At 58.3% G+C, this 22,708-nt stretch carries 25 protein-coding genes and 1 pseudogene; 21 read left to right on the top strand and 5 right to left on the bottom strand.

What is annotated here, in order from left to right; genetic code table 11:
* Window positions 1-190 precede the first annotated feature (190 nt).
* The 17 genes from C450_RS19925 to C450_RS19855 all read left to right on the top strand — a co-directional run bounded on the left by C450_RS19925 (window position 191) and on the right by C450_RS19855 (window position 11,256).
* Window positions 191-400 carry a hypothetical protein gene (locus C450_RS19925; protein ID WP_049910552.1) on the top strand — a complete coding sequence of 70 codons (210 nt, stop codon included), beginning with the start codon at window positions 191-193 and terminating at the stop codon, window positions 398-400.
* 13 nt (window positions 401-413) lie between these two features.
* Complete coding sequence (locus C450_RS19920; RefSeq protein WP_005046904.1) at window positions 414-701, top strand: hypothetical protein; 288 nt, start codon at window positions 414-416, stop codon at window positions 699-701.
* A gap of 209 nt (window positions 702-910) precedes the next feature.
* Window positions 911-1,321: a hypothetical protein gene (locus C450_RS19915; RefSeq protein WP_005046899.1), complete on the top strand. Its 411-nt coding sequence runs from the start codon at window positions 911-913 to the stop codon at window positions 1,319-1,321.
* On the top strand, window positions 1,321-1,749 hold the full coding sequence (locus C450_RS19910) for a DUF7567 family protein (RefSeq protein ID WP_005046898.1): 429 nt from the start codon (window positions 1,321-1,323) through the stop codon (window positions 1,747-1,749). The genes C450_RS19915 and C450_RS19910 overlap by 1 nt, the downstream gene beginning before the upstream one ends.
* The gene (locus C450_RS19905; protein WP_005046897.1) at window positions 1,746-1,952 is read left to right on the top strand and encodes a hypothetical protein; all 207 of its coding nucleotides are present in this window, start codon (window positions 1,746-1,748) and stop codon (window positions 1,950-1,952) included. Before C450_RS19910 ends, C450_RS19905 begins: the two co-directional genes overlap by 4 nt.
* A complete protein-coding gene (locus C450_RS19900; RefSeq protein ID WP_005046896.1) occupies window positions 1,949-2,206 on the top strand; it encodes a hypothetical protein in 258 nt (85 codons plus the stop codon). The genes C450_RS19905 and C450_RS19900 overlap by 4 nt, the downstream gene beginning before the upstream one ends.
* A complete protein-coding gene (locus C450_RS19895) occupies window positions 2,203-2,538 on the top strand; it encodes a hypothetical protein (RefSeq protein ID WP_005046895.1) in 336 nt (111 codons plus the stop codon). The genes C450_RS19900 and C450_RS19895 overlap by 4 nt, the downstream gene beginning before the upstream one ends.
* Window positions 2,539-2,607: 69 nt before the next feature.
* Complete coding sequence (locus C450_RS19890) at window positions 2,608-2,937, top strand: hypothetical protein (RefSeq protein WP_005046894.1); 330 nt, start codon at window positions 2,608-2,610, stop codon at window positions 2,935-2,937.
* Window positions 2,938-3,091: 154 nt separating this feature from the next.
* Complete coding sequence (locus C450_RS19885) at window positions 3,092-3,388, top strand: hypothetical protein (protein WP_005046893.1); 297 nt, start codon at window positions 3,092-3,094, stop codon at window positions 3,386-3,388.
* Window positions 3,385-4,104 carry a hypothetical protein gene (locus tag C450_RS19880; protein WP_005046890.1) on the top strand — a complete coding sequence of 240 codons (720 nt, stop codon included), beginning with the start codon at window positions 3,385-3,387 and terminating at the stop codon, window positions 4,102-4,104. The genes C450_RS19885 and C450_RS19880 overlap by 4 nt, the downstream gene beginning before the upstream one ends.
* A gap of 565 nt (window positions 4,105-4,669) precedes the next feature.
* A complete protein-coding gene (locus C450_RS19875) occupies window positions 4,670-6,799 on the top strand; it encodes a PGF-CTERM sorting domain-containing protein (protein WP_049910547.1) in 2,130 nt (709 codons plus the stop codon).
* Between the two features lie 108 nt (window positions 6,800-6,907).
* Window positions 6,908-7,570, top strand: coding sequence for a hypothetical protein (locus tag C450_RS21915; RefSeq protein WP_152424557.1), 663 nt, complete (start codon window positions 6,908-6,910; stop codon window positions 7,568-7,570).
* A gap of 30 nt (window positions 7,571-7,600) precedes the next feature.
* Window positions 7,601-8,062 (top strand): hypothetical protein, encoded by a 462-nt coding sequence (locus C450_RS21910; RefSeq protein ID WP_152424556.1) that lies wholly within the window; start codon window positions 7,601-7,603, stop codon window positions 8,060-8,062.
* A gap of 90 nt (window positions 8,063-8,152) precedes the next feature.
* Window positions 8,153-8,701, top strand: a complete 549-nt coding sequence (locus C450_RS19870) for a PH domain-containing protein (protein WP_005046887.1) — start codon at window positions 8,153-8,155, stop codon at window positions 8,699-8,701.
* Window positions 8,702-8,910: 209 nt separating this feature from the next.
* Window positions 8,911-9,201, top strand: coding sequence for a hypothetical protein (locus C450_RS22735; RefSeq protein WP_005046884.1), 291 nt, complete (start codon window positions 8,911-8,913; stop codon window positions 9,199-9,201).
* Window positions 9,198-9,677, top strand: a complete 480-nt coding sequence (locus tag C450_RS19860) for a PIN domain-containing protein (RefSeq protein WP_005046882.1) — start codon at window positions 9,198-9,200, stop codon at window positions 9,675-9,677. The genes C450_RS22735 and C450_RS19860 overlap by 4 nt, the downstream gene beginning before the upstream one ends.
* 268 nt (window positions 9,678-9,945) lie before the next feature.
* Window positions 9,946-11,256: an IS200/IS605 family transposon protein TnpB gene (locus tag C450_RS19855; RefSeq protein ID WP_005046875.1), complete on the top strand. Its 1,311-nt coding sequence runs from the start codon at window positions 9,946-9,948 to the stop codon at window positions 11,254-11,256.
* Window positions 11,257-11,466: 210 nt separating this feature from the next.
* On the opposite strand, the gene C450_RS19850 is transcribed toward C450_RS19855, so the two are convergent.
* Window positions 11,467-13,257: an SWIM zinc finger family protein gene (locus C450_RS19850; protein WP_005046874.1), complete on the bottom strand. Its 1,791-nt coding sequence runs from the start codon at window positions 13,255-13,257 to the stop codon at window positions 11,467-11,469.
* A gap of 44 nt (window positions 13,258-13,301) precedes the next feature.
* On the bottom strand, window positions 13,302-13,865 hold the full coding sequence (locus tag C450_RS19845; protein WP_005046872.1) for a hypothetical protein: 564 nt from the start codon (window positions 13,863-13,865) through the stop codon (window positions 13,302-13,304).
* A 75-nt stretch (window positions 13,866-13,940) separates the two neighbouring features.
* Here C450_RS19845 and C450_RS19840 point away from each other — a divergent pair, with 75 nt between their 5' ends.
* The 4 genes from C450_RS19840 to C450_RS19825 all read left to right on the top strand — a co-directional run bounded on the left by C450_RS19840 (window position 13,941) and on the right by C450_RS19825 (window position 18,760).
* Window positions 13,941-14,405 (top strand): IS1096 element passenger TnpR family protein, encoded by a 465-nt coding sequence (locus C450_RS19840; RefSeq protein ID WP_005046867.1) that lies wholly within the window; start codon window positions 13,941-13,943, stop codon window positions 14,403-14,405.
* 7 nt (window positions 14,406-14,412) lie between these two features.
* Entirely contained in the window at window positions 14,413-14,766 is a 354-nt protein-coding gene (locus C450_RS19835; protein ID WP_005046865.1) for a calcium-binding protein, read from the top strand.
* A 1,592-nt stretch (window positions 14,767-16,358) separates the two neighbouring features.
* Entirely contained in the window at window positions 16,359-17,045 is a 687-nt protein-coding gene (locus C450_RS19830) for a plastocyanin/azurin family copper-binding protein (protein WP_193790538.1), read from the top strand.
* A gap of 695 nt (window positions 17,046-17,740) precedes the next feature.
* On the top strand, window positions 17,741-18,760 hold the full coding sequence (locus C450_RS19825; RefSeq protein ID WP_005046863.1) for a lysylphosphatidylglycerol synthase transmembrane domain-containing protein: 1,020 nt from the start codon (window positions 17,741-17,743) through the stop codon (window positions 18,758-18,760).
* A gap of 498 nt (window positions 18,761-19,258) precedes the next feature.
* Here the strand turns inward: C450_RS19825 and C450_RS19820 are convergent.
* The 3 genes and pseudogenes from C450_RS19820 to C450_RS22730 all read right to left on the bottom strand — a co-directional run.
* A pseudogene (locus C450_RS19820) lies at window positions 19,259-21,096 on the bottom strand (NADH-quinone oxidoreductase subunit D-related protein).
* 470 nt (window positions 21,097-21,566) lie between these two features.
* Window positions 21,567-22,484, bottom strand: coding sequence for a CPBP family intramembrane glutamic endopeptidase (locus C450_RS19810; protein ID WP_005046859.1), 918 nt, complete (start codon window positions 22,482-22,484; stop codon window positions 21,567-21,569).
* 36 nt (window positions 22,485-22,520) lie between these two features.
* Window positions 22,521-22,708: hypothetical protein (locus C450_RS22730; protein WP_206536871.1), on the bottom strand; the 188-nt coding region annotated here is incomplete at its 5' end.

Genomic DNA, 22,708 nt, shown 5'->3' with positions numbered 1-22,708 from the left:
GTCATGGCTAACTCAAGTCTCCCGCTTCAGCGCCTTTGATTTAGCGACCCATCCTGCCGCCGTCTAGTGATTCAACACAGCCGAATGTACAGCAGCACACCAAACGGGCGAGATGTTCGAAGGCGGCTACCGAGGGGATGGCCGATGAACGATCTCGTTTTTCTCGCCCAGAGGAGTGGAGGAATTCAACATGGGAAGCCTGTCCCGACACCGTGCGAAGCACCGTTTCAAGGAAGCTCTCGACCAGCGTCTCCCAGACAACCCCAGTCCGAGCGAGACGCATTCGGTCTACCGCGAGAGCATCAACGAACTCCTCGACATCGCCATCGACGTAGAAGAATTAGATGCCACCACCCGTCGTCTCGCAGCTGATCCCGACGCCATCGACTTCCCGAGCTGAGGAACTGATCACCATGCCCACAAAAGAAATCCTCGAATCCGAAACCGAAGCCGAACAGCACGATCTCTTCGCCCGTCTGACTCGACGGGAAGACGGCCGCTACGCCGTCGAGATCTCGCCGATGCTCCAGTCCGGTGGCCACGAAGACCAGTGGCACCTGGTCGGTGGGTCGGTCGGGTATGACGCGAGTGCTTTCGAGGCTGAGACCGACGCTCGCGACTACTTCGAAGACCTAACCAGCCTTTCTCACGAGGAGATGTGGGAGAAATACGGCGAGCGAAGGTTGTGGGCGAATCGGTAGCGATCCGACTTTCTGCTTTGCCTTATGTAACAGACGATGCTGCATAAGGGTACAAACGTTACATAAGGAACGAAACACCGCTGAACGCCACCGCAGCACTGGACATACCAGCACAACGACTCACTGTTTTTCTCCGTCGAGAGGAGTGAAGTGTCGACCGTATAGCACGCCAACAGACGACCGACTACCAACAGGAACCATCGACAGCCATGGGTACCAAACCGCAAGACTCCGTGTGGATCAGCCGCGAAACGGCCGAAACCACGCTCACTGAGTTGAACAACCTCCTCGACTACGCCGACGCCCAGATGGAAACCGGCGGTGTCAGAGCCGCCATGGACGACCTCTGGCACGCACTCGAAGACGACGATGATGAACCCCGAACGAGTGTGACGAGCAGCGGCGAATTCGACAAGCTCGCCATCGACGGCGTCGCGGATGGAGCGGTCGTCATCGACCACGGACGGTCGCCCCCACGAGCAATCATCACCACCGACGGCGGCGAGGTTCCGACGGACATCATTGAACTTCCAGCCGACAACGAGAGAAATACGGGAAAGAGCGAATCAGGCCCTGAAACAGTCGCTACCGACGGTCCGGCCAGTAGAGGTGGGAACTAATGCCGATCGTCGAAACCGAAGACCGCTACGACGGCGCGTTCGACGAACTCCAGTGTCCCGTGTGTGGCTCAGAGGACTGGACACATCTCGTTTTCCAAGGTGTGTTCTGTGCCGAGTGCAATACGCGCTGTCTCCTCCGCGACCCTGCCGGTGATCAAGGTTTCATCGTCAAGTTCGATAGCAAGTACACGTGGCTCACCGACGACGCCGAGATGATCCCTGAAACAGAGGAATACGGCGCTACCGCATCTGGCAAGTGGCTCGGAACTCCCAGTACTGGGTACGATCGCTACTGGTTCTCAGCCATGGCAGAACACCTCGACGACTACGACACCAACTGGAAGCCCGCGTGGGAACGAGAAGATGGCGGAAATGGCGAACCGAACTATCTCATCGAACTCCCGAGTAACGAGGTCGAAGCACGATGACAGACGCTTCTCAACGAGAGCACGGTCGCCGCCGGATCGAGCTGTCGCTCGTCCTCGAATTCGGCCCGGAGCAGTACCTTGGCACGGACGGTGAAGTGAACGAGGACATCATGCGCCGCGAAGCCCTCGATTACGCCGCCGAAGCAGCTCGAAACGGTGAATTCGACATCGAAATCTCGCTGATCGACGAGGTGGACGAATGACGTCAACCAACACGAAAGCGGCCCCAGACGCCGCCAAGCTCATCGAACAGCTCCTCGGTGGCGATCGGGATGTTCTCACGGACGCCGTCGGTGTCAGAGCGGTTGATGATCTCCAAGCAATCGAAGTGATCCACAGAGCAATCAACGGAGAGAATGTCATCATCCACTACAATCACTACACCGCCTACCAGTCGAATGGAGACGGATCAATGGATGAAATCGACATCTTCGCCACCGAAGCTACCGACCAATGAACGTCGAATACATCACTACAGACGGCGAGAGAGGCCGCTATACAGATGTGTCGTACTTCCATCAAGATCGCGACGGAGTCGGGTTCTTCAACGGTGCTGATCTCGGGTTCGTTCAGGAAGATACGTTCGTCACGTATGCTGGACCAGGCCACACCGGCGATGTTCCAGCGGCCGACGAAGAATCGATGGAAGACGTGATGGCCGAACTCCGAGCCAAAGAACACACCACCGACGGGATGCTGATCGTCGGCTCCGGTGCGCACTCTCCGGAGGAGTCATCAGAGAACGAGATGCAGGATGGTTCCTCCATCGAGAAACACCGAGACCAGTGACGGTCGGTCGGGCGGGACGAGACAATCGTCCTTGTTTTTCTTCCTCAAGAGGAGTGAGGAGATCCGACCATGGACGACACCATAGACAGCGACAGCACCGAGACGACTACCGATAACGAGAACGAACACGAACAAGAGCAAGACCATGACTGTCAGGAGCACCTCGAATACGTCGAGTACGAGCTAGTCGAAAACGGCTACGACGACATCTTCGTCTGTCCTATCTGCGAAGACGAGTACCGAATGGTGTACGTGCGGGCGTTCCTGCTCGACGGCGACGATTTCTCGCTCGTTGAAGAGTACACCGATAGTATCGAGAAGGAACTCAGACGGCTTCGCAACAACCAGGACGACGACACGGACGGAGACGGAGAAAGCACAGAACCAGCTGAAGCGTAGTTGATTCGCTTTGTCGGGTCCACAACCGCCACTTTCCAGTCCAATCATGAGCGAAACACAGACAGCAACAGCACCAGAGGCAGAGACAGAGGACCGAACAGAGTCAGAAGCCGATCCCGCTGCAGACACAGCCTCGATCCCACGAGAGCAGCAGATGGTATTCGGTGATGATGGCACGATCGAACCCGATGGTGATACCGTCGAAACCTCGCTCGAAGCCTTCGGCGCAGAGGTCGATCACAGCGAGGGGTCCGGGCGAGTCGCCAAACCGAGCGCGACCCAGTTCGGCGTTGACGACCGAGCGCAGGTTCCTCAGCGCCAGACCAACGAGGAGGGTGATCAGCGCTCGCTGTTCGCTGATGTCGAGAGCGATCAGCAGACACTCGGCGGGGAGGACGCCGCGAATCGATGTCTATTCGGAAACGGCGACGGCAGTGAGGACGACCAATGACCAGCGCGATCGATATCTTCGCACGAGCGTTCAATCGGATGCACAGGATCGACAATCCGCCAGTGGAGGGTGTTTGCGATTTCTGTTCTGGGCCGATCAGCGCTGGGGATCGTGTCGCAACCTACGTGAACGAGGCCGATCTCGGCGGATACGCTCAGCCGTATCCGGGAACGAAGCTGTACGCACACCGAACCTACTGCGAGGAGTGCAACCGCCACCACATCATCTATCCACACGAGGGAACGAGTGAGCTGTTGTTGGAAGCAACAGTACAAAAGGATGGAACCCACACGGACTGGGTGCTCCGGGAGTCCTCGCCAGACGATCACGGCGAACCGTGGGACGGTCACCGTGCGTTCGGGTTCGTTTTCGGTGCACTCTTCGACGGTCTGGCCGCCCGAGCGGCACTCCGCGAATGGACCGTCGGTCACGAGGATGTCGTCGATATGATTCGGCTTGGGGGTATCGACCTTCGCGAAGTGTTCGACGAGAACGGAGCGGTCATCGCGCCCGAGGAGAAACAACAGCGTATCCAACAGCAGGTTCTCGACCACCTCACAGGGGTGGGCCTCGAAAGTCACGACGACGCCTTCGACAGGCTACAAGACGAGGATCGGCCCGGCGCGTTCACCTGTCCGGAATGTGGCGCAGAAGCCGCGTACTGGGCAGGTGTCGAACACGACCCAGACTGTTCGTCGGGACCGGACGACGAGTAAACGTCTCCAAGACCATCGCCATGGCAGTCACCTGTAAGAACTGTGGCCAAGAGTGGGAACGCGATCCAGCGCTCGAAGTCGCGTGTCCAACCTGTACAGCCGATGTGGGCCAGAAATGTCAGCGTCCATCCGGACATCCCTGTCGTATCCATGCTGAACGCGACCGGCGTGTGCTCGAAGAGGTGTGTGACTACTCGATCTGTCCGGTCTCTGACGCCCCTGATCGTCCTGTTTGGAGTGCGGCCAACGAAGAAAACCACGGCGGAGAAACGCACCAAGCCACGCTTTTGTGATGCCCTATCGTCCGCTCTTCATCGATGATGGCGTGGATAGTGAGGATGTCGTTGAGGAATCTCGACCTGTCTTCCACTGAGCTGTAGCATTGTTTTGAGACCACTGGATAGTGACGTTTTGCGGTGTGATCGCCGCCACTGGTAGCGAAAGACGAATAGTTTATTAGACATTGGTTTGTGGATTATAACATGAACCAAGCTGCTACAACCATAGTTTCGATTCCATCAGATAGTACTCGACTAGGTGTCGTTATGCCCCTTGGGTGGAGTCGATGACAGCGCATTTCCGGTCGACAGCGATCTTCATTACCCTTCTGGTCGTACTGAGCACCGTCGTCGCCGGTGGGGGTGTGGTCGGCGCACAGACCTCAGAGGACGCGAACGGGACGAACGCCACGGCCGAGACGGGTGTCGATCTCCCACCGGCCGACGACGTCTACGTCGAAGACAACGGTGACGCCGTCCTCGCCTACGAGGAGGCGGCGAACGGCACGCAGGCGAACTACGGCCTGAACGTCAGCGAGGGGCTGTTCCACGCGCTCGTCGCGAGTGATGTCGAGGGCTCTGACGATCTCGCCGCCAACGTCACGGCGGTCATGACCGGCGAGAACGTCACCGGCAACGGGACGCTGGAGGCGGCCCGTCCCGAGACGCTCTCGAACCTCTCGGTGAACGCGACCGGCGTGCAGAATGACGAGAACGCGCGCTCGGACGTCTCCGCCGCGGCGACCGTCACCGGCGAGAACATCGCCCGTTCGGTGCCCATCGAGCGTGCGGGGATCACCGGCGACGTCACGACCACGGGCTCGACGTTCGACGCCGACCTCGCGGCGAACGCTCAGTTGACCCAACCGCTGGGGCAGCCCCAACATCAGTCCTACGAGATCACCGAGGGCAACGGCACGTACACGCTGAACGTCTCCCAGGAGCGGCCGGTTCTCGGGGCCTCCGCGTCACAGTGGGAAACCCGCGAGCAGGCCAAGCGGACGCTGGAGTCGCAGTACGTCGCGCTCGCCGAGTCGATGAACGGCTCGGCCGATCTCACGATCGACTCGTACTCGTTCACCCAGAGTGAGTCGGGTCGGTCGCAGCTCGACATCGAGTACTCGGTCACCTACCAGGGGATCGAACGTGCCGTTGCCGACCAGCTGGTGTCGTCGCTGACGTCGGCCGAAGACGTCGACCTCAACCGCTCGGAGGCGCGCAACGTCTCCCAGCGCCTCCGGAACCTCACAGTGAACGAGCTCTCGGTCCGGTACGACCAGCGTCAGGGTTCGATCGAGGCCGGGATGAGCGCCGACCTCGACAACTACGACGGAGCCGTGCTCGCGGCGCTCGACGTCGCGGAAGCGACCGACATGCAAGCGCTCAACGCGGGCACCATGGCGGGGATGAACACGGCCGGCGTCGGGTCGATGCCCGCAAACACGGAGACGACGCCGACCACGTCGAACGTGACGTCCTCGAACGCGACAGCCACGAACGCCGCAGCCACGAGCGCGGCGTCGTTCAACCAGAGCCTCGAACGCTTCCGCAAGCAGTTCGAGGCCCAGCAGGCCGCGAACCTCACGCGGACGAGTACGTTCACCGCGAACGTCACGAAGAACTCCCCGCAAGCGCTCAGCGTCGACCTCGACTCACAGTCCCGGACCGAGAACTGGGGAGCGTACGTCGGCGAGCTGGAAGACCGCGACATCGAGACCAGTGATCTCGAATACGAGCTCCACGCCGCCACTGAGGGCGAGCGTGTCAACGTAACCGCCGCAGTCTCGGTCTCGGGCGAGAACCTCCTCAAGCAGGCGACGAACCAGATGCTCAACAGCAGCACCGGCCCGCAAGCGGGCCAGACTCGCGAGTACGTCACGGCGTTCCGCGAGGCGGGCTTCCGGAAGGGCCAGATGGACGTCTCGGTCGAAGACGGCCGGATGCAGCTGGAGACCGGCGCGGCCTTCGAGAACATGACGGCGCTGCGCGACGCGCTCGTCACCCTGGAGGGCGGACAGAACGTCCAGAGCGTCGTCGGTCAGACCGAGAACGGGACGACGACCTCCTACGTCCGGGTCGAGGGAGCCGTCCCNACCCTGGAGGGCGGACAGAACGTCCAGAGCGTCGTCGGTCAGACCGAGAACGGGACGACGACCTCCTACGTCCGGGTCGAGGGAGCCGTCCCGGAGAACGCCTCGGAATCACAGGTCCGCGAACTCGGGTACGTGGGTGAGGACACGTCGGTTCACCTTCCGAATGCGTGGGATCGGACGATTCCCTCGACAAACACCAGCCAGGCCAACGAGTATCTCGGGCTGACGGGTGCGAGCTCCGGACTGACCGGTCCCGGCTTCGGGGTCGTCGTTGCGGTTATCGCGCTCCTCGCCGGCGCGCTGGTCGCAGTCAGACGGCGGTAACAGCGGAACCCCGACTTTCGCTGGTTCGTTCTCGCCACCGGACCGACCAACAGGCAGCAAATCCAGTCGGTTTTTCTGCCCTCGGAGGAACGAGGTGTTCTCAGAATCATGAGCACAGATGCATCTACTAACCACCGATCCAGTTTGCACTCCACGCTCGATCCGCGAACGCAACGCGCGATCGACGAAGCGATGACAGTCTTCGCTAGTGAACCGGGCACGTACCACATTGAATCCGCTTCCGGAGCGGTCTACATCGTACACCTTCCATCTGAAAGCGGCGATTCGGCTGGCAACGGCGTAGCAACATGCAGCTGTCCAGATCACGCGAATCAACCAGCGGAGAGGGGCTGCAAGCATCTGCGGCGTGTGAAACTCGATATTGCGTGCGGTGAACTCCCCCATCCAAATGACTGGCCGTCTGATGCGGCGCTCGCCGAGCGGGAGCCAGCACATCTAACCTACACATCGTCGGCGATAGCCCCGTCACTCGCGACTGACGGCGGACAAGCACTCGACACGAACCCGTCCAGCACTTCGATCAGTGCCAGTCCAGAAATCGCGGCTGAACAGCCGACAGTCACTGACAAAAGGCCAGATGAGATCGAACCCGATGCTCCTCACGATATCTGCCATCGAATCTCCGAGCGTATCAGAGAAATCGAATTCGAGATCGATCAGCGACGTGGCGAACTGAATGACTTGGAGACGGCGCTTTCTATCCTTGAGGACCTCGTGCCAGAGTTAGAGAGCAACGAGCAAAATAAATAGAATTAACAATCTTCGAACTAACTACATCATATGTCATCGATCGACCGAGGGCGGAAAGTTGATTTTGGCTACGGGGCGACCCCAGAGGATGCTCTTCTCGCTGTTCTTCAGCGCCAACCTGCATTTGACCCACATGACGCCGAGTATATCGGCGGTAGGCCTGACTTTATGGATGTTGACACAAAATATATCCATGAACATGATTGGTCAGAGTATGACTCTTCATCGAACTCCTCATTAGTACCCGATCAAGATGACGGGTCAATTGTCCAAATCAAACGACCCTACGACATAGGAGATCTCACTGATAAAATCCGCATAACTATCTCTAATATCTGGGCGGAAGTGAATTACCGTGAAGACGACCGAGCTAATGTAAAATTCCAATTTAGTGTTGACATTGATGAATCTCAATTGACAGGAGAACGACGTGTGACCGGGGAATTGGATAAAACTTGGAAATGTGAACGGATAAGTACAGAGCCGAAATAATTCTATCAGCCGAACTTCAAACTTGCACCGCCCTCGATCTATCTCACACAGAACATTTATTTATCATCGGAAAGCTACCGATACCATCCCATGGCTTCCGTCGAAACAGCTGACTGGCTCCACTTGACCAATGACGAAGAGGTGCTCTGGGATGGGCATCCCTCCCTCTATACAATCGGGTCGGATATCCTGTTCAGCCTCGTTCTCATCGTCGTTGGCATCGGACTCACCGCTGCGTTCCTGATCCCGCTGGACTGGGTACCCGAAGCGCTCGCTCAAGAGTGGGCATTGCTTCCGCTCATTTTCGTCGCGGCTGGCATCGTGTTCTTCGCTATCCAGTACGGAATGCTCAGACGAACCCACTACGTGATCACAACTGAAGAGGTGTATCGAAAAGAGGGGCTGATCAGTCAGGATGTTCTCAAAATTCGCCACGATCGGATTCAGAATACCACCTGCAGCCAGTCAGCACTCGAACGGCTCTTCTCGTTCGGCGATATCACGATCTACACAGCTGGCTCGGATGATCTCGAGATACTTCTTACGAATGTATCACAACCGCAGGTCGTGAGCGAGGTACTTACCGAGGCGTTTGACAACGCCAATAGTGATGAGCCAGCAGACCCACAGCCACTTTGAGGGGTGTGCTAGGACATAACAGTGGTTGCTAGTACGACCGATTTATTCACGATATCCCGTGGAAGAAACCCGTCAAGACAATCGTTACACGGCCAACCGTGAATAACAAAACCGTACTAGCAACTACTGATAAGAGAGGACTGTCGCCACGTTCTCAGTCTTCACGACACATTTTTGTATATACATGACTATACACCAAGTGAACGAGTATGAGCACTGATCGAAAAGAGGAGATGATCACCATCCGGCTCGATCAGGACCTCAAAGCAAAGATGGACGAACGCGAGGAGATCAACTGGAGCGGTGTTGCGCGAAAGGCCATCCGAACCACTATTGAGGACCTGGAGACGATGGATGAGATTGCATCACAAAATCAACTGACTGAGGAAGAAGCCCAGGAAATCGCCGAACAGATCACGGAAGCCGCAAACAAGCGAGCACAAACCGCCCACGAAAAAGACGAGAACGAGACGAGTACTCACCGAGTAACGGACGGATGAATGACGACTACGTCCCATACCCTGAAACGATCGTTATTGACGCCAATACGATCATTTCGGCGACGTTGACCCCAGGGATTACGCGCGAAATGCTCCTCACAACCGAGGATGAACTCTATTCGCCCGCATTTATTCGCGAGGAGATTGCGACCCATCGCTCAGTGCTCAGAGACAAATCTGGTCTCTCTGATGCAGCGCTCGACACGCTTCTCGACACGCTGTTCACGGCAATCGAGATTCTTTCGGAAGATCGCACAAACCGGTCTCGGGAGACAGCAGAACAGACAATGGAGGCCATCGATCCCAAGGATACGCTCTATGTCGCTGCCGCGCTCGAACTCAATGCAGCAATCTGGAGCGGAGACCCCGATCTCCACGATCAGACACTCACACCCGCTCTCACAACGGAGGCAATTGTTGCTCGAGTCCGTCAGGCACAACGAGAGACCGATAGCGAATGCACCCGAGACGAGTGACTCGTAATCGAGCGGAAGCCCATCCTCTTCAGGGATGGGTCCAAGCGGTAGGCTCTGCCGAAGGACTGCCGGCTATTGCTATGCTGGGGTCTCAACATTATCGAGACCGACACGCAAGAGCGTTTCATAGGCCTCGGTCAACGTCACATCGTTCGCTTCGGCGTAATCTTTCACAGCGCCATGCGTCTCGTATGAAAGGTCGATGTTCGGTCTCATACTCTGGACCACAGGACTTAACAGACGTAAGGACGTATAGTAGTTGTGGGCAATGAAGCGGACCAATACGTTCGAGGTAGTTCCGATGTCCGACGCGGACGAGGAGCTACTTCGCCGCGTAATGGACGCTTCGGCGTCGCTGTGGAACGAACTCACCTACGAGCGCCGCCAACAGTTCTTCGACGGCGACTCGGTATGGAACACCGAGGACTACCGCAAGCGGTACGTCGGTGTTCTCGGCTCCGCATCGGCCCAGCAGACGATTCGAAAGAACGACCAAGCGTGGAAGGGGTTCTTCGATTCAGACGAACCCGACGAGGGGCTTCCGGGCTACTGGGGCAACGAGGAAGACGGACGCAAGCTTCGCTGGTTCGGTCGGAACGACCAGTACACGATTCAGTGGGGAAAGCGTTCGCGCCTCGAAATTCCGGTCGGCAAGGACCTGAAAGACGAGTACAGTCTTTCAGGCCGACTTCGCTTGGAAGTACGCGGCGAGCCACGGTGGGACGGCAAGCAGTGCCAGTTAGAACTACAGTACGACGAACAACCCGACCAATTCAGGGCCTATCAGCCGGTTGAGGTGACGGACACAGATTCTCACCCTCGACTCGGAACACCAGTAGCCGACGGGTCGGCTGCTCTGGATATCGGTGCGAACAACATCGTCGCCTGTACGACCACGACTGGCGAACAATTCCTGTACGCCGGACGTGACCTCTTCGACCGCTTCCGCGACACAACGCAGGAGATCGCCCGGCTTCAGTCGTTACTCGAAGACGGCCGATACAGCAGTCATCGGATACGACGACTGTACCGACGCCGGACCCGGCGACGGGACCATGCGATGGATGCGCTCGCTAGAGACCTCATCGAACGATTGCACAAAGAGGGCGTCGCAACCGTGTACGTCGGAGCGCTCACCGACATACTCGAAACGCATTGGTCGGTCGAAGCGAACGCGAAGACGCACAACTTCTGGGCATTCCGCGCGTTCATCGACCGGCTTGCCACGACCGCCGAAGAATACGGTCTCTCGGTCGAGGCACGGTCGGAAGCATGGACTTCGCAGGAATGTCCGCAGTGTGGTTCGACGGAGCGAACCACACGACACAAGGACACGCTGACCTGCGAGTGCGGCTTCGAGGGGCACGCGGACCTCGTAGCCTCCGAGACGTTCCTGAAGCGATACACGACGGTAGCACGGCCGATGGCACGGCCTGTATGCCTCAAGTGGGACAACCACGATTGGTTGGAGATATCACACTCTCATCGTCCCAACGAGGAGCATACGAACCCGCAAGTTGCCTCCGTGGGGGTCGGTAGCGATGCCAGACCCCCAGCGCGAGGAATCCCACGGCTTTAGCCGTGCGGAGGATGTCAATGTAGTCATGGTAGCTGAAAGAACACATCGTGCTTGGGATCACGACCAACCCGTGCTCGCAGGGCATTCGCGTTCAGAAACCGACTGGGGTGAGCCGTCTCGGGACACTGGTTCCTAGCATCACTGATCAGCGGTGCAAGTTCTGACGCGTATTTGATCGTGATCATACAGGATCAACAGAGACCTCGCACTTCAGAACTCCTCTAACAGTTCATCCAGCATCGGGCGCAACTTGTACTTGGGATAGTGGTTGTCCCGCATCGTTTCGACGTACTCACGCCATTCGTCAAGTTCATCGGCCGCCTGGGCCGCTGTTCCTGCTCGTCTGAGCCAGCGGACAGCCGTCCCATAGCTGTCATGCTGACCGTTCTCGATGATCGGTTCGGCCTGAGATTTACAGGTACTGATCGCCCAGTGTGGTCGCTCTTCTACGACAGCCTCGACGACCGGCTCGATCACGCTGGTCTGGGGGGTGCTCTCCGCGAGGGCGATGGCCTCGTCGTACTCTCCCTCGTGGAGGAACACTTCCACGGACCGGGCAGTAGTGCGATCGCGCGGATTCTGCGTGCGGAGGAATTCGAGCAGGTCAGGCCGAACGCTCTCCCAGTCGTCAGCGTGTTCTTCGATTGCCTGGTAGGCTCGCAGCGACGGACTCGCCTCGAACGCAGCGACAGCTGCCTCCAGCACGAGGTCACGGTCGCCAGCACTGGCTGCTCGGTCGCGCAGCCACTCTGCGAGCGTATCCTTCCGGAACTCCTCAAGTGTCAGGCCGTGTTGGGCTACCCGCAAGGCTGCCTGTGTCTGGTCGTGTGCGCGAAGCGTCTTGGCCACTTCGAGCACTCCACCCGGTGTCGACAACCGCTCGATAGCGTAGTCGACGGCCGCCTCGTTGCGTCCTTGCTGTACCAGCATCGTCGCGTACGCTTGGGGTTGCGCTGCCGCCTCAGCGAGGTTGAGATACTCCTCGATGCGATCCTCTCGTTCGAGGACAGTGAGGCGTGCCGTGACGATATCTTCGCCATACCAGGGTGTCTCATCACCCCAGAACGCTCCCTCGTCGAGGGTCCCTTCCATCGCCTGCTGGACGCGTTCATCGTCCCATCCCTGTTCCGCCGCGTCTGCCGCAGCCATGAATGTGGATTCACCCATGAAATGCCGGAACTGATCATCCCACTCGGTGAGACGCTCCTTCCACTCATCCCGTTCACGCTCGGTCAACTCGGCGGTGAGAATCGCTTCGATAAACGTCTCGTCGAGATCACCGAGAACCTCGTACACGCTGGGGATATCGTGGGGAAGGAGGCCAGCCCACCTGTTGTCCGCGAGTTCATCGGTGATCGCTGCGAGAACGTCGAGCGCGGTGTCACCGTCCTCGGCCTCGAGAGCCATCCGTGCCTGTTCGAGCAACGCGTCGAGTTCCTCGGCCATGCGCTCTGCTTCAGCGTAGGCATCATCGTGTCCTCTCTGTCCTGGTTTTGGTAGCGCGTGGTTTGCCTGCCGCCGAATCGAGTCCAGATTCACCGACACCGATGAGGTGGTGTCTGTCTCGTCGTCAACAGTGGTGAGACGGGTTTCGACCCAGTCAGCCACTTCCGGACGCCTGTCGACGAGCTCGCCGAGCAGATTCTGGAGAGTCTCTGGTTTCGCGTCGGCGATCAGCTCTGAGAGCGGTTGCTGGGTGCTCACGCGGTCAGGCTCACGGATGGATGTCAACAGTACAGCAACGCGATGCTTGCAGATCCCGCCGTGGTCGTACGGGCAGGAACAGTCGGTCCGAGCGACGCCAGCATCGTCGAGATCGATGGTCACCGTGTAGGGCTGGTACTGGCTGCCCTTGACGTCGGCTCGGAGTGTCTCACCGCGCCGAACTACCTCACTGACTGCACCCCGCTCGTAGTAGGACTGTCCTCGGTCGTACGATTTGGATCTGGCCAGTTCCCGAATAGTCGCTTCCGTCACGGTGGGCCACTGCTCGCCACTCATGCTCTTGGGAGATCGCTACGACAGACCCAGTATTATACTCTGTGTCAGTCCATGCCTACTCGTCGCCGGAATGCCTCTCCGAGGACGGCGAGCATCTCTTCTATATGGTCCTCGGGCACGTCGTCAAACGTAGCTCGATACTTCTGTTCGGTGAGGGACAGTTGCTCGTCAAGCACTTCTTCCGGGTCTTCGGCGTCTCTGGCGCGAGCGAGTGCCTGCTCCCACATGTCTTTGTTCGGAAATTGCTCGAATTCCGCGTCGACGAGTAACATAGGACTAAAATCGAACTCCCGCATGCGTTCGGCAACGTCCCATTCGTCGATCGTGAGATGGTAGGTGTACCGCTTCCGAATGTGCCACCGCGCGGGCGTCGGCATCCCCTTGCCGGTCATCGATGTCGACGGGAACGGCCCAGACGGATGGCGCTCGACACGGAAGCTGAACGACTCGTCGTCGATGGCCCACCAACTACCCCGGGATTTGATCTTCTCGATCGTCAGTCCTTCGGGAAGCGCGACATCGTTCCGTTCGAGAAATCGGATGGCAGCGTCACGATCGGCGAGATCCGGCAGCTCAGTATCGTCGCAATCGGGATCGAACTCTGCCATGTCGGTACTTTGTGTGAATGGGCAAGACGGTACCGACGAACTCACAACCGTCCGTCCCGAAACAGGTAGAGGAAGATGACCACCTATCGGTTCCGTGTGAAGTCCGAGTACGATCCGACCTCGCTGTGGCGTGACATTGCTGTCGGAGGAGACAGGACGCTCGACGAGTTTCAGACGGTGCTGAACCGCGCGGTGGGGCTCAACCAGGACCATCTCTGGTTTTTCGGGACCGATCAAGACTACTGGGATAGCGACAGTCAGTACAAGCGACCAGAGGAGATCGAACAGTCAGCCAGTGGGCTGCTGCGAGGCGGTGAGGAGTACGACGCTTCCGAGACGACAATCGGCCAGATGGCTCGACAACTGGATCTGGACGAACGTGACCGTATCTGTTACCTGTTCGACTACGGCGACGAGTGGCGCTTTTACGCCATCCTCAAGGAGATCGATGAGACCGAATCTAGCGACAAAGCACCCGACGTTGTGAACGAGAACGGTGATCCCGTCGAGCAGTATCGCCTGGTAGACGAAGAATGGTAACCCGAGAATGACCGCAGACAGGGATGAAGAACGGGACGAACGCATCAGCATGGAGATCATCGTCGACACCTACGGTCCAGAAGAGCAAGCGATGGGCTGGCACGCCTACCTCGACGACACTCTGGAATTCCCGTTTGAAGCGTGCTGTCGTACCGAGCGAGAGGAATCACCGCTCAAGAAAGACGAAACCGTCCGCGTGGTTGGAATGCCCCGGACAGATCCGACGCTTCGCCAGCAATTCGTGACCATCGAGTGGAAGAACAGGAAACTCGGTGTGCCACTCAAGCAACTCGAACCGGTTGACGCCAGCAGTGACACCGAACAAGCGATCGGAGACTGGCACTACTGGCTTGAGCGCTGAGGGCCGCATCACCAGCGATACGCGGATCCGTTCAGCAACTTCTATTAAATCTGCTAGTTCTAACCCAACCACAAAGCCAGGTTTCTGCATCATCCATCACGTCGAATCGATGGGTCGAGATGTTGAGAGTAGTATTCAGCCACCCAACTCCTTCGCTGTCTATCGATCAACAGGGCATGCTCTCTCAATCGATGTTGCGACAGGGGGACTCTCGCGGCGAGCGCGTGGGGAACAATGAATTTCGTTGGCAGGGTTGTTGACGCTCTCGCAATCCCCTCGGTCGCCACCCGAGGACAGTGTCCCGCCAGCACCGCCGCACGCGCTCGCTGTCGCGGTCCGCTATGGATGAATCCGCTGGGATGGGTGTAAGACCTTTCGCTGCGTGCGCTACTGACCACCCTCCAGCTCGCGTGTGAGGGGACTCTCGTGGCGAGCACGCCGGAACATGCATTTCGTCGGCGGAGTCCGGACAGTATCGATGGGCGCTACCCCTGATTGACTTCGCCAGCGCCGCCGACGCGCTCACTCTCACGGTCGCTTGTTCCTCACCACTGTCGAGCGTAGACGCGTCGGAACAATGGGTTTCGACGACGAGTTTGGTTATCGCGGTTCCCAGGATTACCCCAGGACGCATGCTCGTCAGCACCGTCGACGCGTCAACTGACGGTCCACGGCGTTACTATAGATAGGCTGCTGAACAGGGTAATTTTGCAGCTAATTCACGACCGGGAGATGGATTTTCGCGGCGAGCGCGCCGGAACATGCCGTTTCGATGGTGAGATTGTCGCCAACTTAGACAGCACTCCTCGTGCTACTGAGGACAGCGCCCACCAGCTCCGCCGACGCGCCCGCTTTCGCGGTCCATCAGACAGCCTTATTCTCTCGCTATAGCGGTTGTGAGAGGCTTGTTGAGACGTTCGCGGCAAGTACATCGGAACAGGTGGTTTCGGGAGCAGGGTATGACACGACGGGTAGTATTTCCTTGGAGCCACCAAGGACAGTGTCCGCTAGGCAAACGCCGACGGACTTCCTTTCACAGTCCTCATCGGGTGCTATCCGCCTCGCTGCGATAGATCTTCCGAGATCGTCGGCGATGCTATACAGTCATCCACACTCTCGATCGCGCGCTCCGCTGGGCAACGGGAGTGGGTGTCATCCTCGTCGCGGCATGGGTGATCGTCCTGTGAACGCCATTGAATTCGAGGATGTCGAATTCACCTACTTACTCGGGCTTAGAGAGCTAAGGACGAGTAAATATACACTATCAAATCAGTACCACACTGACCTTCTCCTCATTCCGTCCAGGAACCGACTTCGGTTCCAGCCGCAGTAATGCTGTTTGTCACTCAGTTACAGATGGACGCTCTTGTGAAGTGCATTGTTGGTGGACAGCTGTTGGGTGGTTTTGCTGCCTGATTGCGAGAATCAACCAATAACTGATCAGATGTATCCAGAGCCTCATGACTGGTATCTCTGCTCTGGATCGAGCAGTTTCACGGCTACCACAATCTCCTTCACGAGAGCGTTGTTGAGAAGAAAATTCATACCCCCGCGGTGGACTTATCCGGAGCCAGTCATAAGCCCACGTAGCTATGAAGCGGCGGGAGTTTCTGCTGGCAGCAGGTGCCGTGGCCGGCGGCACTGCGGCCAGCGACACGGCTGCCGCACAGCAGGGCAACGCCTCCGGGAATGGGAATCAGTCTGGAGGCGGGAATCAGACCAGCGGCAACGCCACCAGTGGTGGCAACATGACCGGCAGGAATGCAACTGGCGGGAACCAGACTGGTGGTCAGTCACCGTCAGGCGGTGGCCCCACGAAGCAGGTGGCAGTGGGGCCAGGTGGCAGCCTCACCTTCGAACCAGCACAGGTCACGATCGCACCGGGGACGACAGTACGGTGGTCGTGGGAGTCGGACAATCACAACATCGTTCCCAACAGCCAGCCTGGGGGATCAAACTGGCAAGGCACCAGCGGACCGTCCTCAAAAACATACAACACTGGCCACACTTATTCTCACACGTTTTCCACGACAGGCACCTACGAATACTACTGTCAGCCACACCGGAGTGCAGGCATGACTGGCTCCGTCACGGTTCAACAAGGCGGTGCGAGTAGTGGGGGCGGCGAGGAGGAACCCAATCCCGAAGAAATGGGAGTACCGTTCCAAGCCCACTTTGTTGGTATCGCTACCATCCTCATGATGGTGGTCTCGGTGATCTACACGTTTTTCACCCTGAAGTACGGCGAATCACCGCACGCGAAGGGAGGCAACAACTGAAATCGATCATCTCGTAGAGGTGGCCCGCTAGCGAGACCTCGACCAATTTTGGCTTTCCCGCAGGTAGCACGACGATGGCGCACGCCGATTCCAGCATAATCGCACGACGGTGCGTGAATCCGAGATAACCATATCTCCAGTTGGTGCATCAGACTCTGCAGTCGGTGTGCAAAATCAACGGTTAACCGCTCATGTGTTAGGGAGACGCTTTTCAGGGTCAAACACGATCACTTGAGAGCTGACGGACTGCCTACTCCGCTTTCTACAATCATCAGCGAAGCCGCCAAGCGCTGGAGAAACAGCTGCTAGTTGAAGCACTCGGACTGGAGTGCTCAATCTATCAGTGCCTTTCGCATGGTTCTATTAGAGTGCGTAGATGATAATCGGGAGTGCAAGGAGGGCGCAAAAGAACATGGCCCCGATAAGAACATATCCAATGGCGAGCATCCTCTCGGCGACCGTAGGCGAGTCACTCACCCGGGACGTCTCCGACGACAGGAGCGATTCACGATCCATCACACTCACATAACGGATTGTGGTGCTTAGCCTTGCCGGATTTGGCTGACAGAATGCAGCCAGTAGCGTTCAAACAATGTCGGTGTCCGGTTTGTTGTAGTTCAACACCTCTGGCTGCTGAATCGACACACCAGATCGATACACAAAGTACATACAGAAGTTGAGTATATGTTAGGAAGATGGTTGATAGCGGGCAGGTTCGAACCACGGTAATCGGGTTTCTCGGTGCCATCATAGCCTTCGCTATTGCGATCTGGATCATTGGTCCTCACGAAATCTACAGCGCCCTCACCGTGAACCAACCGGTAATCCTCATCGCGATCGTCGGTGTCGCAGCCTGCTGGCTTACTGCGTGGGGTCTCTCCCTTCGGGTCGTATTGGATGCTCTCGATGCACCCATCCCAATTTCGACAGCTGTCTTGGTCTTCGCCAGCGCGACGTTCGCGAATAATGTCACGCCGTTCGGCCAGGCCGGTGGCGAACCCGTGAGTGCGTTGCTCATCTCTCGCGCCTCGAATCGCGAATACGAGACGGGACTCGCAGCCATCGCCAGCGTTGACGCGTTGAACTTCGTCCCTTCAATCGGACTCGCACTGATTGGATTGGGATACTTCGCCACGACGCTTACGTTCAACACAGACCTCACGCTGGCAGCTGGAGCAGTGGGTGCGTTCGCGCTGGCGCTTGTAGCCATCGCTGTTCTCGGGTGGCGATACCGACACCGAGTCGAGCGGGGTGCCGTCGCTATCCTGACGCCACTCATTCGGCGAGTCGTCACAGCACTCCCGCAGGTCTCACCACCGGAAGCCGAGTCACTGGAAGGACGTATCGAGGAGTTCTTCGCAGCGATCGAGCGGGTCGCAACCAGCCCACGAAAGCTCGGACTGGCATTGCTATTCTCGACGATCGGGTGGATAGGACTGGCGACATCGCTATGGCTCTCATTGTACGCGCTGGGATACACTGTTCCACTGGCAGTAGTGTTGGTCGCTATCCCGGCGGGTGCAATGGCGAGCATCACTCCCCTACCGGGAGGCCTCGGTGGTGTGGCAGCCGTGTTGGGCGCGCTCGTCGCTGGCACAACGGGTGGAATCTCGATAGCCACCGTGACGGCCGCTGTTCTCATCCATCGCGGAGCGACCTACGTGCTGCCAACGATGGTCGGGGGCGGAGTCGCCGCAGTACTCGTCGACCAGTAACCCCTACGTGCATTCGTCTTTAGGTAAGCGCCTCCTTTCGGCAGGACCAGCAGTCGTGGGCAGAGCATCCGCTCCACCAAGCGCTCTCACGGCGAATTTGAGCGAACCATCCGATGAATCCGCCTTAGAACAGAAGCCGGCTAGGTGGATTGACAGAGAGCGCAAGCAAGCCCAGTTGGAGGGACTCGTTGACCGGCGGCGTCACTGAGCGCACCACAGACTCCCGCGACTGCTGAGATCGTGAGTATGATGACTGGGATCAACGACGTACCGACACCCACGAACAGGATCTGGAGTTCACGATTAGGGCTGGATTCATCGCGAGGAGCTGACTCAACGGCCTCGGAAGCGTCGGACTGGCATCGACACTACCGCCAGTGGGAGACGTTAGTCGTGTTCGGCGCATCGATCGTGTGATTGCCTTGGTCTTCCCCGTCTGCATGTGGTGTTGATATCGATCGTGGCGTTGTGTGTTTAGAACCGAATCCCATTCGGGGATCATCTATCGACCTCGCCGAGCACGATGTCGAGGCTTGCAAGCGATGCGATCAGATCGGGGATGTACTCGCCTTCGGCCATCTCTGGGAGGGCTTGAAGATTCGAGAATGCCGGACTGCGAATCTTGAACCGAGCGGGTTTGTCGGTACCGTCGCTCCGGATGTAGATCCCGAGTTCGCCNATTCGAGAATGCCGGACTGCGAATCTTGAACCGAGCGGGTTTGTCGGTACCGTCGCTCCGGATGTAGATCCCGAGTTCGCCCTTCGCGCCCTCGACCGCGCGGTAGATCTCGGCGTCTTCGTCCGGCCGGAGCGTCCGGGGGACGTTCGACTGGATCTCGCGGTCGTCTTCAGGCCAATCTTCGAGCAAGTCGACGCACTGGTCGATGATACGCGCGGACTGTTCGACTTCCTGGAGCCGACAGAGCACTCGGGCGTAGTTGTCGCCCTCTTCGGCGGTCACAACGTCCCAGTCGAGTTCGGGGTAGTAGCCGTAGGGATCGTCACGCCGAAGATCGTAGTCGACGCCCGAGGCACGGGCGACCGGCCCGGTACAGCCATACTGTTTCGCGGTTTCGGCGTCGAGCACGCCTGTGTCGACGCATCGAATCTGGAAGATCTCGTTCGAGGTCAGCAGATCGTGGTATTCGTCGAGTTTGTTCGGCAGCCCGTCGAGGAAGTCCCGCGTCTTCTCGAAGAACTCCTCGCGGGGTTCGGGCAGGTCCCACGCCACGCCCCCGAGCCGCATGTAGTTGAACATCAGCCGCTGGCCCGTGAGGTCTTCGAGAATGTTCTCGATCACCTCGCGGTCACGGAACGTGTACATGAACGTCGCGGTGAACTCGCCGTAGACGTCGAGCGCGAACGTGCCGAGCGCGAGCATGTGGGCCGCGATCCGGCAGAGCTCCGCCGACATCGTCCGGATGACCTGAGCGTACTCCGGCACATCGAGACCCGCGAGATCCTCGGCGGTCCGGGCGTAGGCCCACTCGTTCAGGATGCCCGCCGAGACGTAGTCCCACCGATCGGGGTAGGGCATGATTTCGTGGCGGTACTTCCCGTTCTGAGCCATCTGCTCCTCACACCGGTGGAGGTAGCCGATGTCGGGATCGACGTGGGCGACCTGCTCGCCGCTGAGCACCGTTTCAATGTGGAGCACGCCGTGGGNGGAGGTAGCCGATGTCGGGATCGACGTGGGCGACCTGCTCGCCGCTGAGCACCGTTTCAATGTGGAGCACGCCGTGGGTCGCGGGGTGGTGGGGCCCGATGTTGAGGAACATCGTGTCCGAGCCGTCCTCCCGGTGATCGTCGGCGATCGGGTTGGCGTGTGATTCGAGGGTGACGACTTGGGGCTTGTCCTGGTTGTAGTCGAGTCCCATCGGATGCCCCTGCCACGTTTCGGGCAGTAGGATCCGCCGGAGGTCGGGGTGGTCATTATACTCAATTCCCACGAGGTCGTACGCCTCGCGCTCGTGCCAGTCCGCCGTCCGGTAGACCGGCTCTGCGCTCTGACTCACCGGCTCATCTCGCGGCGTTGGCACCACCACCGAGATCTCCTGGGTTGGGTCGGCGTACTTCTTCAGGTGATAGATCGATTCGAAGCGGTCCTCGTACTCCTGAGCGGTGACGCACGAACAGTGATCGAACCCCGCTTCGTCGCGCAGCGTGAACAGCGCGTCTTGGACCTCATCGGGTCGTACTATGAGCGCCTCGGCGTTTCGGTGGGTCTCCCGGCCGACCACTGTGTCGCCGAGGAGATCCGCGAGCGCGTCGTAGTCGAGGCCGTCGTCGGTGATGCCGACCGCTTGGGTTCGGTCGCGTGGTTCTTCGAGACTCATGGCAAATCGTTCCAGTTGTATCGTATTACGAGGGTTTCCTCGTCGATGTCGTCGGCGAACTCCGTAACTTCGAGCTAGTGCGATTTAAACATTGTGTGGAGTGTTCTCACCCTCCTCGATGAAATCGGGACCTATGTCGTCCGCCGCCAATCCATTACAGGTGCGCTCTCCAAGAAACGACAGGAGAGCTGGCATCGCATCGGTGATGTCGGGAGGAATATCGAGGGACAGTACAGCCGTCGGGAATGCGTGTACGGTACTGGTGAACACTACCATCAGTTTGCTCTTGTCGGCTCCGTTGAACGAGTCAACACTCGTATTGGCGAGCTGTGAGGGGCAGGTGTCGAAATCATCGTTAAATACGTTGTCATCCGTCTTTAGCTAACCGAAGAACCACGTGATAACGGCGGCCTAGGACGAATGTACCTGACCCCTACATCAGCGTCGGTCGCTTTCGCATTCGGTAGGAGTTATGACTCGTCGGGATGCGTTTCTCGCCAGTCTGTATTCTTCTGCACTAGTATTTCGAGTGTCAGTACAGCGAGTACGAAAGGGACGAGTCCGAATGCAACTCCTTCGAGCATCTGAGGACTACTGACGATGAACTGGTCGCCACTCCAGTGAGGAGCGAGGAACTGCTGGGTGGTTTGAAAGGCCAAATGAAACCCGATGCACGCCCAGACATCATCGGTGATCGCTCGAATCATACCGAGGATGAGAGCCATACCAAAGAGGAAGACAACTCGGTCAATCGTCGGGGCCGCTCCGATGGCAACTCCCCAGAGGGCGAACAGTACCGCTTGTCCACCCACGGCCGCCCACCGAGGGAGCGCAGTATTGAGATTGTGATAGATATATCCTCGAAAGACGAGTTCCTCGGGGAGCGCCTCGGACAAGAAGACGAGTCCCATCAGGCTGAGGAGGAGCGGTACCACCTCACCGAACGATGTATCGACGGTTATCTCGACCCAACCAAGTACCAAAACCATCACCAATCCGATGGTAGCGGGAATCACGTAGCATCCCATCCCAAGCAGTAGCGACCGCCAACCCCTCCGTAGTGAGGGGAGCCGAAGTCCAGCCCACGGACGCTGATCGAGGAAGCGACGAGCCAACACGACCACTGGAACGACCAGCACAGAAGTGAGTACGGCGCTCACGACGTGTCCAAGGCGGTCGTAGCCCGGACCAAAGAACGTCCGACCCACGTATACAACAAAGAGCCATATGAGCGTTACAGAGACCAGCACGACCGCAATTCGCCAAAACAGAGCCAGTTGCCGATTGGTAGCGCTTCGAGAGTTATTCCCGTTGGTACCCGCCGAACGCTCGTCGCCCGAATCAGTCATCGCGGTACCTATCCCTGATTCGAGGATAGCCTTATCCATTCGATTCCGGCCGCAGCCGTGCGGTTCCTCCCTTAGCTAAAGACGGATGAATACGTTGCTAGCGGTATGGAGTGGATTCTCAATTGAATCGCTGACCGGAACAGATACTTGACCGTCCCCACCTCTTGGCCAGACATGAATTTCGCTAACCAGACCATCAACGAATTCCTCGGAAATGTTGCGGCGAGCACCGTAACGCCAAGCGGTGGGGCAGTCGCTGCCAT

It is taken from the genome of Halococcus salifodinae DSM 8989, from assembly GCF_000336935.1.
GTDB classification, from domain to species: Archaea; Halobacteriota; Halobacteria; order Halobacteriales; family Halococcaceae; genus Halococcus; species Halococcus salifodinae.
The sequence above is the reverse complement of the archived record's forward strand: the minus strand, read 5'-3'. Positions and strand labels throughout refer to the sequence as shown.